Genomic DNA, 13,080 nt, shown 5'->3' with positions numbered 1-13,080 from the left:
TGCGGTACCAAGGAGGCGGCGTTGCGCGGCGCCGATGCACTCTTGATCGCCACCGAGTGGAAGAATTTTAGGGCGCCGTCCTTCGAGCTGATCCGTGACCAGCTCAAGACCGCCGTCATCTTCGACGGCCGCAACCTCTATGACCCGGCGGTGGTCGCCCGCCACGGCATCCAATACGTCTCCATCGGCCGCAAGGCCGGGTGAGGCGCGAGGCCGTCAACCAACTCGATATCGGAGCAGGGACATGAAGGTTCTGTTTGCAGGCGGCAACGGCTACACGCCCGAGTTCAGCGGCGGCGTTCAGTCGTCGACGCATCACCTGGTCGAGCAATTGCGCGCCCATGGCCACGAGGCTTCGGTGCTGGCCGCGCTGTTCGGCGACGGCATGTTCGGCTTCAAGGCGAGAGCCAAGATGAAGCTGACCGGACAACGCGCCGTCATCGACAGCTTCCCTGGATATCCCGTGGTGCGGGCCTGGTTTCCATGGGAGGCCGCAGGCTTTGCAGTGGAGAAGCTGAAGCCCGACGTTGCCGTGGTCCAGTGCCACAAGTCGGTGCCGATCGGGAAAGCACTGGAGGCCCAGGGCATTCCGCTGGTCGTCTATCTCCGGAATGTCGAATTCCACGAGCTTGGCGGCGATCTCAGCGAGTTGCGGCAGGCGCGCTACATCGCCAATTCGGAATTCACCGCGCGCACCTATGGCCAGCGCTTCGGCATCGAATCGACTGTCATTCCGCCGACGATCAATCCCGCCCACTACGCCACGGAAACGTCAGGCGACTTCGTCACGCTGATCAATCCTTACGAGGAAAAGGGTTTTGAGCTTGCGGTGCGCATCGCCGGGCGCTGCCCCGACATTCCGTTCCTGTTCGTCGAAAGCTGGAAGCTGGCCGACGATCACCGCGCCCGTATCGAGCAGACGATCGCGCCGCTCGGCAATGTCCGGCTCGAAAGCCGAACCAGCAACATGAAGACGGTCTATGGCCGGACGAAGATCCTGCTCGCGCCGAGCAAATGGGAGGAGGCCTGGGGCCGTGTCGCCTCGGAGGCGCATTGCAGCGGCATTCCGGTCATCGGCTCGCGCCGCGGCGGCCTGCCGGAGGCGGTTGGCGAGGGCGGCGTGGTGCTCGACTACGATGCGCCGCTCGACGACTGGGTCGAACCCGTGCGTCGGCTCTGGCAGGACAAGGCCTGGTATGACCGGCAGTCGGCGGCCGCGCGCGCCTTTGCCGGACGCGCGCAACTCGACCCCGACGCGCAGTTCGCCACCTTCATGGGCGTGCTCGAGCAGGCCGTGACGCAGGGCCTGAACAAGGCTGCCTGAGGTGATGCCGTCAGGGTTCTGGAGAGCCGTTCGATGAAGGTCTGTTTCGTCGTCGACAAGTTCCCGTCGCTGTCCGAGACCTTCGTGCTCGACCAGATCGAGGGCTGCCTTGCGCGCGGCATCGAAGTCGGCGTCATCTGCAATGAGACGACCTTCGGCAAGGAGCGCAACATCGACGATCCGCGCTGGCGCAACCTGCCCGGTGGCGTCGCGCAATGGTGGGGTGCGCTCGGCCCGCTGCGCCCGTCGCTGCGCCGCTGGTCGGGCAAGCTTTGGGACAAGGCGTCGACAGCGCTCGACATTGCCTTTGCCGGCAAGCTCGAAAAATACGATGTCATCGTCGCGCATTTCGGCAACAACGGCTTGCGGGTCGCAAGGGCGATGAAGCAGCGGCGGATATCGGCTCCCCTGGTGACGATCTTCCATGGCCATGATGTCGGCGCGCCGATGCATGACGGCTCGCTGTCGCGCTACGAGGTGGTGTTCCGCCAAGGCGCGCTGCAGCTGCCGGTCAACGGCTTCTTCCGCGATGCGCTGATCGAGGCCGGCGCGCGCGCCGACAGGGTTGCCGTGCACCATATGGGCGTCGATACCGAGACGATCGGTTTTCGGGCCGGCGAGCGCCGGGATAGCAGGCTGGCGCTGATCTCGGTCTGCCGGCTGACCGAGAAGAAGGGCATCGAGTTCGCGCTTCGCGCGCTCGGCGAGGTGCAGTCCGTCAGGCCCGATATCGACTGGTCCTACACGATCATCGGCGGCGGTGAATTGCTCGATGCCATGAAACAACTGGCTGCAAGTCTCGGCATTGCCGGGCGCGTCGCCTTTCGCGGGCCGTGTCCGCACAGCGAGGTCAAACAGCGGCTGGCCGAGGCGCATGTCTTCGTGCTGCCCAGCGTCAAAGCGGGCGACGGCGACCTCGAAGGTATCCCGGTGGCGCTGATGGAGGCGATGGCTGCGGGGTTGACCGTGGTCAGCACCTATCATTCCGGCATTCCCGAGCTGATCGAGGACGGCAGGACCGGGCTTCTGGCGCCCGAACGGGACGTCGGCGCGCTGGCGCAGAAGCTGGTCTGGATCGCCGACAATCCCGGCTCCTGCGAAGAACTGGCACGCGCGGCGCGGCGCAAGGTCGAGGAGGATTTCGATTCCGGCCGGCTCAACGACGCTTTCGCCGATACGCTGTTCCGTCTTGCCGCCACGAAGGTTGCCGCATGACGGCGGAAGCGCAGCAACTCGGGCGCATAGCGCTGCGCGGCGGCGCGCTGACGGCAGCGGCGCAGGCGATCAAGATCGGCATCCAGTTCGTTTCAGTGGTGGTGCTGGCCAGGATGCTGGCGCCGGAGGATTTTGGCCTCGTCGCCTCGGTTGGCCCGATCGTCGCCTTTGTCGGGTTGTTCCAGAATCTCGGCCTGCAGCAGGCGGTTATCCAGCGACCGGAAATCAGCCGTCAGCAGCTCAACCAGGTGTTCTGGATCAGCGCGCTGGCCGGGCTGATCTGCACCATCGTGATTGCCGCGCTGTCGCCGGCGGTGTCGGCATTTTATGCCGATGGCAGGATGACCGGCATCACGCTTGCCGCCGCCACGCCGCTCTTGCTCGGCAGTCTTGCGGCGCTGCCGCTGGCCCTGATGAACCGAAACCTGCAATTCGGCCAGCTGGCGATCAATGACGTCGCGACCGCCCTTGCCGGCCTGGGCGCGGCGATCGCTGCGGCCTATGCCGGGCTCGGCTACTGGTCGCTGGTGATCGGACCTGCGGCGGGCGCCGTGGTGACGCTCGCCGGTGCATGGTTGGCGACGCGCTGGAAACCGGGCAGGCCGAGCATCAAGGTGGAGCGCGAGATCCTGTCCTTCGGCGCCAATCTCACCGGCTTCAACCTCGTCAACTTCTTCTCGCGCAACCTCGACAACATCCTGATCGGCAAGTTTTCCGGTCCGGTCGAGCTCGGCTACTACGACCGCGCCTACAAGCTGCTTTTGTTTCCGCTGCAGAACATCAACCAGCCGCTGTCGCGGCTGATGGTGCCGCTGCTGAGCCGCATCCAGGACGACAAGCCACGCTTTCGCGAGCTCTATCTGCGCACCAACTGGTTGCTTGCGTTCATCACCGTTCCCGGCATCGCCGCCCTGACGATTGCCGCCGAGCCGGTCGTTTCCATCCTGTTCGGCGAACGCTGGCTCGGCGTAGCGCCGATCTTCGCCTGGCTCGGCATTGCCGGCCTGATGCAGCCGGTGTCGAGCACGACGGGCTGGATCTTCATCTGCCAGGGCAAGACCGGCACGATGTTCCGCTGGGGCGTCTATTCGGCGCTGACGACGGCGCTGTCATTCGCTGCCGGGCTGAAATGGGGTGCAGTCGGCGTCGCCGCTGCCTATGCCATCTCAGGCTATGCGCTCAGGCTGCCGGTGCTGGCGGTGATGATCGGGCGGACCGGCCCGGTCACGGCGCTCGACTTCCTGATGGTGCAGGGGCTGCTGATCATCGCAGCGGCCATGACCTGGCTGGCCTACGACCACCTGCCGGCTGCGCTGATCGCCCAGTCCAACATCGTGGCGGCGATCACCGCGGCAGCCCTAAGCTACGCGGTGGCGCTCGCCTTCATGGTCGCCGTTCCGCAGTCGCGCCGCGCCCTCGTCGCGACGTGGAAGACCATCGCCCGCAACATTCGCTGACGCATCCGCTAGCAGCGGCCGGACCAGATCGGCGGCCGACATGGCCGAGGCGTGTTCTTCCAGCACCGCTGCAAGGGTCGTTTTCCTGAGGCGGTCGAGATCGCCTGTGAAGGTCGCGAGCTTTTGGGCGGCCTCTTCAGGGGTCACGGAGTCGATGTCGAGCAGCAACTCGGCCAGGCCGACGCGCTTGGCAAGTTCTCGGGTCTTGAATTCGTAGGCGATGGGCAGAACCGGCACGCCGACGCAGAGCGACATGATCATCATGTGCATGCGGGTGGCGACGACGAAGTCGAAGCCCTTGACCAGTTCCATCAACTGCTCGGGCGTGTGGAAGCCGGCGTCGACGTCGACATGGGCGGCGACATCGGCATCGAGTTCGGCAACGATCGCCCGTGCGGTTTTCGAATCGTCATGTGCGTATTCCGGCACGCCCTGACAGGTCGAGACGAAGGTCACCTGCTTGCCGTGGTCGCGCACCAGGCTTGTGGCGATATCACGGATCGAGGCCATGTAGCGGTGCATGCCGTCGGCGCCGTCATTGACGTAGTTCCAGTGTCGTACCGAAATGCCGACACGGCCGGTCTGTGCCGGCGGCGTGCCGGCCGAGAGCATCGTTTCGATGCGCTTCTTGTCGGCGAGTGCAAACACCGAATCGGCGACGACATGGCATTTGCCGGGATTGTCGACGAGCCCGTCGAGATGGCCGTGCGAGCGTCTGTCGCGCAACAGGATCAACGGACTGCGGTCGAAGGCCGGCTTCAGTTCACGGCGGTTGTAGTCCTTGTCGAACGGGCCCAGCGACTGGGTGAAGAATACCGGGTCCTTGCCGAAGATCGCGTCGATGCGGAACTGGTTGAGGCGGCGTTCGAGATTGTAGTTCTCGACCAGATAGGTGCCGCCTGTGGTGACGACCAGATCGGCTTGGCGGTACATGTCGAGGCTGCGACGGTCCTCGGCGCTGAACATCGTCTCGTCCAGGGCGCGGCTCTTGCCGTAGTGGCGCAGCGCACTCAGGGCGAGGCGGTTGTAGATCGGCTTGGCCAGGTTCTTCAGGCGGTTGTCGTCATAGGGGTACTTGAAGATCGATTCGGCCAGCAGCTTGCGGATCTCGATATCGGGATAGGCTTGCGTGGGATAAAGCCGCGACGCCACCGTGGGCTGGCTATCGAACACCTGGAAGCGCAACTCGCCCGGACAGGCCGCCTTGAGGATGTGCCGGATGGCCAGCAGGATCGCCGCATCGCCAGTGTTCAGGCAGACGGTGTTTTCGACGATGACAGTCTTCATGGGGACAGTCTTCATGGGGGCTAGCCTCCTCGGATTGGTCGCGTCGGGAAGATAAGTACAGGCTAACCGGGCCATTTTGCGGCGCAACAATATTTGAGGTGCGACCAGTCAATATTTGTTGCGACGCAGCAATAGGTGCACTAGCTTCGTCGTCGGTGGGCCAAACTGCGAGCGTGAATTCATGCTGCATGTTCTGTACCTGGTGCACGATGTTTCCGACCCGGCAGTCCGTCGACGGATCATCATGCTCAAGGCCGGTGGCGCGCGCGTTACGCTCGCTGGTTTTCGCCGGACGCAAGAACTCGAAGACGTCGAAGGCGTTACGCCGATCGACCTCGGTCACACCCGCGACGGGCGTTTTGCGCAGCGGCTGGGTGCGGTTGCAATGGCGGCGACGCGTATCGGCGCTTCGCTGAAATCGGTGGTGACGCCCGATGTGATCGTTGCCCGCAATCTCGAAATGCTGGCGTTGGCGCAACGTGCCCGTTCGGTTTTCGGTGCGTCGACGCCCATTGTCTACGAGTGCCTAGACATCCACCGGCTGGTGCTGCGCGAGGATTTTCTGGGCAAGGGCCTGCGTGGCGCCGAGCGCCTGTTCGGGCGCAATGTCGGCCTGCTCTTGACCAGCTCGCCGGCCTTCGTCAGGCACTATTTCGAACGGTTCGGGCAGATCGACGCCCCCATCGAACTGGTCGAGAACAAGCTCCTGGAACTCGAGCCGCGCATTGAAGCGCTGCCGTCGCCGGCGCCGGCGGGCGAGCCCTGGACGATCGGCTGGTTCGGGGCGCTGCGCTGCCGCAAGTCGCTCGAACTGCTGGCCGCTTTCAGCCGTGGGACGGAGGGGCGGTTCAAGGTCGTGTTGCGCGGCCGCCCCGCGCTGTCGGAGTTTCCGGATTTCCACGGTTTCGTCGCATCCGAGCCCCATTTGGAGTTTAAGGGTGCCTACAGAAATCCAGAGGACATGGTCGACATCTACGCGCAGGCGCACTTTGCCTGGGCGATCGACTTCTTCGAGGAAGGTCAGAACTCGACATGGCTGTTGCCCAACCGGCTCTATGAAAGCTGCCGGTTCGGTACGGTGCCGATCGCCATGGCCGGCACCGAGACGGCGCGCTTCCTCGAGCGCCTCGATATCGGGCTGATGCTGCCCGAGCCGTCGGCATCAGCTCTGGCGGAAGCGCTCTCGGGCATGACGTGCGAACGTTACGCCGCCTTGCGCGGTGAAGTGCTTGCCCGTGATCCGCGAAACTGGATCTGCGACCTGGCCGATTGCCGGGCGATGGTGGCGACGCTCGAACGGGTCGCCGCCCAAAACGGCGAAAGCCCTGGCGCCATCGCCGCCTGACCTTCAACGCAACCAACACAAGCAGACGCATGACCGAAACGTCCTCCGCCATCATCATCATTCCGTGCCTCGACGAGGAGCGCCATATCGGCGGCCTTCTGGCCCAACTGCGGCCCTCTGCCCGGCGGCTCGGCGCAATGATCATCGTCGCCGACGGCGGCAGCCGCGATGCGACCCGGACCATCGTTGCCGGCATTGCTGCCGAAGACGACAATGTCGTGCTGATCGACAATCCGGCGCGCATCCAGAGTGCGGCAGTGAACCTGGCCGTCGAACGCTTCGGTCGTGGCGTCGACTATCTGATCCGCATCGACGCTCATGGCGGCTATCCCGACGATTATTGCGACCGGCTGCTCGAGGAAGCGCTGGCGTCGGGCGCCGATTCCCTCGTCGTTTCGATGCTGACCGAAGGCCGCGGCACCGTGCAGCAGGCGGCTGCGGCTGCGCAGAACTCGAAGCTCGGCACAGGTGGGTCGAAGCACAGGCATGGTTCGGCCGGGGAATGGGTCGATCACGGCCATCACGCCCTGATGCGCATCGCAGCGTTCAGCGATGTCGGCGGCTATGACGAGAGCTTCAGTCACAATGAGGATGCCGAGCTCGACCATCGTCTGCGCCAGGCCGGCTACCGCATCTGGATGAGCGGGCGCACCCGCATGACCTATTTTCCGCGTGCTTCACTTGGCGGCCTGTTCCACCAGTATCTCGGTTATGGCAGGGGACGGGCGCGGAACGTGCTGAAACACCGCGTCATCCCCAGGCTCCGCCAGATGGTGCCGCTGATGGTGGCGCCGACGGCGCTGCTCGCAAGCCTCGCCGTCGTTCACTGGATCTTCGCCGTGCCTGTCCTCGTCTGGGCGGCGATCTGTCTGAGCTATGGCGCTGCCCTTGCCTTGCGGGCCGGCAAGCCGGGGCTGGCGCTCGCCGGCGTGTCGGCGATGGTGATGCATTTCGCCTGGTCGCTCGGCTTCTGGCTCCAACTCGCTGCCTTGCCGGCAAGGGGGCGCCCAGCATGACCGAAATGCCCAGCATCGACATCTGCGTCTGCACCTTCCGGCGGCGCGAACTGGCCGACACGTTGCAGTCGCTTGCGGCGATGGACCTACCCGCGGGGTATCGCATCGGCATCGTCGTGGCCGACAATGACGAGGTGCCCAGTGCTGCGGAACTGGTCTCCGTTCTGGCGGACGAGCTTTCGCTCGAGGTTCGCTACGTCCATTGTCCGGCGCGCAACATCTCGCTTGCCCGCAATGCCTGCCTGGATGCCAGCTCGGCCGATTTCGTCGCCTTCATCGACGATGACGAGAAGGCGACAGGCATGTGGCTGAAGCGGCTCGTCGAGACCGCGCAGGCGACCGGTGCCGAGGTGGTGCTCGGGCCGGTCAAGGCGCGTTATGGGACGGGAGCCCCGGGCTGGATGCAGGTCGGCGACTTTCACTCGACCTATCCGGTGTTCGTTCGGGGCGAGATCCGCACCGGCTACACCTGTAATGCCTTGCTCCGGATCGCTTCGCCCAGCATCGCCGGCCGCCGCTTCAGCCTGGAGCGCGGCCAGTCGGGCGGCGAGGACACCGAATTCTTCGACCAGGTGTTCGGTGCCGGTGGTCGCATAAGCTATGCCGCGGAGGCCTGGGTGGAGGAGCCAGTTCCGGCGTCTCGCGCCTCGTTCCGCTGGCTGACGACGCGGCGCTTCCGTGTCGGGCAGACGCATGGTCGCCTGCTTGGCGCCAAGCGGAGTGGCGTTGGTCGCTTCGGTGAGCTCGTACGGGCCTCGGCCAAGGCCGGCTACTGCTTTGCCGCGGCGGGGCTGACCGCGCTGCAGCCGGTCAGCCGCAACCGCAGCCTGCTGCGTGGCGTGATGCATTTGGGCGTGCTGAGCGGGCTGGCCGGCGCACGTGAACTGCGTCTCTACGGCAAAGAGGGAGGCCAGGATGCAGCCTGACGTCAGCTTCGTCATCGCCGCCTACAATGCCGAGGCAACGCTCGGCCGCGCCATTGACAGCGCGCTGGCACAGCAAGGCGTCACCGTCGAGGTGATCGTCGTCGACGACTGCTCATCCGACGCGACGATTGCGCTTGCACGGGCCTATGCCGATCCGCGTGTGCGGGTCGTGGCGCTGGAGAAAAATCGCGGCCCAGGTGGAGCGCGCAACGCTGGCCTCGATGCGGCGCTGGGGCGCTGGGTCGCCGTGCTCGATTCGGACGATGCCGTCCTGCCCGACAGGCTTTCGGCAATGATCGGCAGGGCTGATGCTGGCTCTGCGGCGATAGCGGTCGACAACATCGTGGTTGTTCACGACGACGGCAGGCCAAGCGAAGTAATGTTCGCCGAAAGCTATCTCGAAAAACTCGGCAATCTGACGCTGGCGGACTTCATCAGCAGCAATGTCGTCTTCGAGGCGACGTTCAATTTTGGTTACATGAAGCCGATATTCTTGCGTGAATATCTCGAGACAAATGAGCTCCGTTACGACGAGAATTTGCTCATCGGAGAGGACTATATCCTGCTCGCCAGCGCGCTCGCGCGGGGCGGCGGCTGCATCGTCGAACCCGCTGTAGGCTATGCCTATCACGTGCGAAACGGCTCCATTTCAAGAGTTCTGGAGCTTCAGCACGTCGAGGCGATGCAGCGGGCGGATGCCATCTTCGAGGCGGCTTACTGGCTCGACGGAGAGGCGAAAAAGGCGTTCACGCGACGTGCCCGGAGCCTCTCCCAGGCTGCCTCATTCCTGTCACTGGTTACGCACATCAAGCAGCGGTCGCCGCTCAAGGCGGTACGGACCGCACTGGGGGACCCGGCGGCGGTTCGACATTTGCGGATGCCTATAGAAGTCCGGCTGCGCCGGCTTGCCAGGCAGTTCGCATACCGGTCCGGCACATGATGCGCGTGCCCGGAGCGGCCAAGAACAAGACGAGGAGAGTTACATGAGCGAGAGGATTGGCACGATGAAGAAAGTCAGGAAAGCGGTGATCCCGGTGGCGGGTCTCGGCACGCGGTTCCTTCCCGCGACCAAGTCGATGCCCAAGGAGATGCTGCCCGTGGTCGACAGGCCGGTGGTGCAGTATGCCGTCGACGAGGCGCTGGAGGCCGGCATCGAGCACATCGTCTTCGTCACCGGCCGCAACAAGGCTGTCATCGAGGACTATTTCGACCTTCACCCCGAACTCGTCGGCACGCTCGAACAGGCCGGAAAGGTCGATCAGATCAGGTCGCTGGAGAGCCTGCTGCCTGTGCCCGGCGCCACCAGCTTCACCCGCCAGCAGGCGCCGCACGGCCTCGGTCACGCCGTCTGGTGCGCCCGCGACATCATCGGCGACGAGCCCTTCGCGCTGTTGCTGCCCGACATGGTGTCCTTCGGCAAGCGCGGCTGCCTGGCCGAGATCATGGACTTGCATGCCGTGTCAGGCGGCAACGTCATTGCCGTCGAGCAGTGCGATCCGAGTGAAACGAACAAGTATGGCATCGTCGGCAAAGGCCCCGATGTCGGTTCGGGCTTCGAGGTGACGGCGATGGTCGAAAAGCCGGCACCGGCCCAGGCGCCGTCGAATTTCTACATCAACGGCCGCTACATCCTGCAACCGGAAATCTTCAACCTTTTGGGCACGCAGAAGCGTGGCGCCGGCGGCGAGATCCAGCTGACCGACGCAATGGTGCGCCTTGCCGCGAGCCAGGCCTTCTTCGCCCGGCCATTCAATGGCCGGATGTTCGACTGCGGCTCCAAGGAAGGGTTCATCCAGGCCAATGTCGCCTTTGCCCTGAAGCGGGCCGACATCCGCGATTCCGTGCTCGATGCCATCCGCGAGATGGTCGCCGAGCAGGATCACGTCGTCGCGGCCTGACATGATCGGTCCGTCGCGGCGGCTGGAATGGCCGCCACGACGGTGTTCGAAAAGAGCCGTGCCCGTCGGGCGCGGTAGATTGCGTAGCTGAAGTCGGCTTCGCCAGAACCCAGCGAGCAGCGGCCGCTGCTCAGGCAAGAACTGGAACGCAGATGAACTACGCCAGCTTTCCCTTCGGCAACCGCCTTGCCGCGTCTCGCGAGGACGCGCGCGAGGGGAGCGACTTCATCGACCTCGAACGCCTGCTGGCGATGGCCAAGCGCCAGGCCAAGGTGGTCGGCGTCGGCGCCGTCATCGGCCTGCTGCTCGGGCTTGTCTATCTGCAGACGACGCCACCGACCTTCACGGCGTCGACCCGCGTGCTGATCGACGAGGGCATGAACAAGATGGTCGACGAGGTGTCGGCGACGCCTGTCAACATGCAGACCGATGCGGCGATCCTGTCCCAGATCGAGATCATCAAGTCGGCGCGGCTGGCTGCCGTGGTGGTCGAGAAGCAGAAGCTCGACCAGAACGCCAGCTTCATGCAGCCGCCGCAATCGCTGCTGTCGACGCTTGTCGGCTACGCTCGCGGCTTCCTGCAGGTTTTCCGTTCCGCGCCCGAGATCGCCGGCGGCGCCGAACTTACCGATGCGCAACGCAAGGCGATGGCCGACGCCGCCCGCAAGGAGCAGGCGGTGGCGATGCTGCAGAACAACATCATGGCCGAGCGCTCCGGCCGCAGCTATGTCATTTCCATGGCCTACCGCGCGCATGATCCGCAACTGGCGGCTGCGATCACCAAAGCCTATGCCGATGCCTTCGTCGCCGACCAATTGGATGCCAGCTTCGACGCCACCGAAAAGGCGGCCGTCTGGCTGCAAGGCCGGCTGGAGGAACTGCGCACGAGTTCGCAGAAGGCTGCGCTCGAGGTGGAAAAATTCCGCGCCGAGAACGGCCTTGCGGCGGCGCGCGGCGAAACCATCGCCGAGCAGCAGCTTTCCGATCTCAACGCCCAGCTGATCCTCGCACAGGCCGATACCGCCAAGGCGCGGGCGCGCTACGAACAATACCGCACCATCGTCGAGAGCGGGCCGGAAGCGGCGGTCGGCAACTCAACCCTGTCGGCGGCCGAGGCAGGCAATCCGCTGATCTCGGAGCTCAAGAAGCGCCATTCCGGCGTATCGAAGCGCGAGCAGGAGATTTCGGCCGGCTTCGGTCCCAACCACCCTCAGGCGGTGGCGCTGCGCAAGGAACAGAGCGACCTCGCCAACCAGATTTTCCGTGAGCTGAGCCAGCTTTCCGAAACCTATCGCAACGAATTCGAGGTGGCGCAGTCGCGCGAGACCGCGCTCCGCAACTCCGTGTCGGAGGCGACTGGCCAGAACTCGAGCGCCAACCAGGCGCAGGTGCGGCTGCGCGAACTGCAGCAACAGGCGACGGCACTCAGCACGCTCTACCAGACCTTCCTGTCGCGCTACGAGGAGGCGTCGCAGCAGCGCTCCTTCCCGATCGCCAAGGTCCGGGTGATTTCGGAAGCAACGATGCCGCGCGGCCCGTCGAGCCCGCGGACCTCGATGGTGTTTGGCCTGGCGCTGGTGCTCGGCGTCGTCCTCGGTGCTGCCTTCGGCGCACTCAACGAATTCAACGAGCGCTTCTTCCGCACCGCGGAGGACGTGCGCGAAAGGCTGGGCGTCAAGTTCCTCGGCTACCTGCCACTCATCGCCTCGAACGAGGACAGGAAGGACGCCGGGAAGACGGGCAATATGGGCACGCCGCCGCCGTCGCGCGCGGCGGAGCTTATGAAACGCCGGGCCAGGATGCGCATCGCGGTCGACCAGCCGGCGTCGATGTTCGCGGAAACGCTGCGCAGTACCAAGATCGCCGGCGACGTCGTGCTGCAGGACATCGGCAGCAAGGTGATCGGTGTCATCTCGATGCTGCCGGGCGAGGGCAAGTCGACGGTTGCCGCCAATCTGGCCGGCCTGATCGCCAGCAATGGTGCAAGGACGCTGTTGATCGACGCCGACCTGCGCAATCCGGGCCTCAGCCGCAGCCTTGGCATCAATGCCGAGCAAGGGCTGGTGGAAGCCGTGGTCAACGACCAGGGCTGGCAATCGGTGGTGAAGGTCGACCGCCAGAGCAATATGGCGATCGTGCCTGCGGTGGTGCGCGGCCGCTTTTCGCATACCAGCGAACTGCTGTCGTCGGCCGGCATGCGGCGTTTCATCGACGACGCCAAGGCGACGTTTGACTACATCATAGTCGACCTGCCGCCACTCGGGCCGGTCGTCGACGCCAAGGCGTTCGCGCCGCTGGCCGACGGTTTCGTGCTGGTGGCGGAATGGGGTGCTACCCCGCGTCCGCTGGTCCGCTCCGGGCTCGGCGCCGAGCCGCAGATCGCCAGCAAGGTGCTCGGCCTGGTGCTCAACAAGGTCGACTTGAAGAAACTGCCGCGCTACGGCGCCTATGGCGGCTCCGAGCAGTTCCTGGAACGCTATTCCAGCTACTATATCGACAGGAGCGAAACCAAAGCCAAGGCCTAGGTGTCGTTTCCAAGAAGGTTGTTCAGTCTTTGGAACGGGCTGATGCCTCCAAGGGCCGAGTGTGGGCGTGCCAGGTTGTAGTTGGCT

Annotated in this window: 11 protein-coding genes; 10 read left to right on the top strand and 1 reads right to left on the bottom strand. The window is 64.7% G+C overall.

Going from position 1 to position 13,080, the window contains the following annotated elements; translation table 11 throughout:
- From HNQ95_RS32685 to HNQ95_RS32670, 4 genes are all read left to right on the top strand, one after another.
- Positions 1 to 204, top strand: a 204-nt coding sequence (locus HNQ95_RS32685) for a UDP binding domain-containing protein (RefSeq protein ID WP_246341090.1), incomplete at its 5' end; no start/stop codon positions are given.
- Between the two features lie 40 nt (positions 205 to 244).
- A complete protein-coding gene (locus HNQ95_RS32680) occupies positions 245 to 1,324 on the top strand; it encodes a glycosyltransferase (RefSeq protein WP_154387030.1) in 1,080 nt (359 codons plus the stop codon).
- Between the two features lie 33 nt (positions 1,325 to 1,357).
- Positions 1,358 to 2,539, top strand: a complete 1,182-nt coding sequence (locus HNQ95_RS32675; protein WP_154387029.1) for a glycosyltransferase — start codon at positions 1,358 to 1,360, stop codon at positions 2,537 to 2,539.
- The gene (locus tag HNQ95_RS32670) at positions 2,536 to 3,996 is read left to right on the top strand and encodes a lipopolysaccharide biosynthesis protein (protein ID WP_067956195.1); all 1,461 of its coding nucleotides are present in this window, start codon (positions 2,536 to 2,538) and stop codon (positions 3,994 to 3,996) included. Before HNQ95_RS32675 ends, HNQ95_RS32670 begins: the two co-directional genes overlap by 4 nt.
- Here HNQ95_RS32670 and HNQ95_RS32665 read toward each other — a convergent pair.
- Complete coding sequence (locus HNQ95_RS32665; protein WP_246341091.1) at positions 3,898 to 5,298, bottom strand: polysaccharide pyruvyl transferase family protein; 1,401 nt, start codon at positions 5,296 to 5,298, stop codon at positions 3,898 to 3,900. The genes HNQ95_RS32670 and HNQ95_RS32665 overlap by 99 nt on opposite strands.
- Positions 5,299 to 5,464: 166 nt before the next feature.
- Between HNQ95_RS32665 and HNQ95_RS32660 the strand changes: the two genes are divergently transcribed.
- The 6 genes from HNQ95_RS32660 (at position 5,465) to HNQ95_RS32635 (ending at position 12,993) form a co-directional block, all read left to right on the top strand.
- Complete coding sequence (locus tag HNQ95_RS32660; protein ID WP_154387028.1) at positions 5,465 to 6,628, top strand: glycosyltransferase family protein; 1,164 nt, start codon at positions 5,465 to 5,467, stop codon at positions 6,626 to 6,628.
- A 29-nt stretch (positions 6,629 to 6,657) separates the two neighbouring features.
- Positions 6,658 to 7,644, top strand: a complete 987-nt coding sequence (locus HNQ95_RS32655; protein WP_154387027.1) for a glycosyltransferase family 2 protein — start codon at positions 6,658 to 6,660, stop codon at positions 7,642 to 7,644.
- Entirely contained in the window at positions 7,641 to 8,570 is a 930-nt protein-coding gene (locus tag HNQ95_RS32650) for a glycosyltransferase family 2 protein (RefSeq protein ID WP_067956200.1), read from the top strand. The genes HNQ95_RS32655 and HNQ95_RS32650 overlap by 4 nt, the downstream gene beginning before the upstream one ends.
- Positions 8,560 to 9,510 (top strand): glycosyltransferase family 2 protein, encoded by a 951-nt coding sequence (locus tag HNQ95_RS32645; protein WP_182576185.1) that lies wholly within the window; start codon positions 8,560 to 8,562, stop codon positions 9,508 to 9,510. The genes HNQ95_RS32650 and HNQ95_RS32645 overlap by 11 nt, the downstream gene beginning before the upstream one ends.
- Before the next feature lie 64 nt (positions 9,511 to 9,574).
- Positions 9,575 to 10,468: a UTP--glucose-1-phosphate uridylyltransferase gene (locus HNQ95_RS32640; RefSeq protein WP_067956202.1), complete on the top strand. Its 894-nt coding sequence runs from the start codon at positions 9,575 to 9,577 to the stop codon at positions 10,466 to 10,468.
- 152 nt (positions 10,469 to 10,620) lie between these two features.
- Positions 10,621 to 12,993 carry a succinoglycan biosynthesis protein ExoP gene (locus HNQ95_RS32635; RefSeq protein ID WP_154387025.1) on the top strand — a complete coding sequence of 791 codons (2,373 nt, stop codon included), beginning with the start codon at positions 10,621 to 10,623 and terminating at the stop codon, positions 12,991 to 12,993.
- The last annotated feature ends 87 nt before the right edge of the window (positions 12,994 to 13,080 follow it).

Origin of the sequence: Aminobacter ciceronei (assembly GCF_014138625.1) — a bacterium.
Taxonomy (GTDB): Bacteria; Pseudomonadota; Alphaproteobacteria; order Rhizobiales; family Rhizobiaceae; genus Aminobacter; species Aminobacter ciceronei.
The sequence above is the reverse complement of the archived record's forward strand: the minus strand, read 5'-3'. Positions and strand labels throughout refer to the sequence as shown.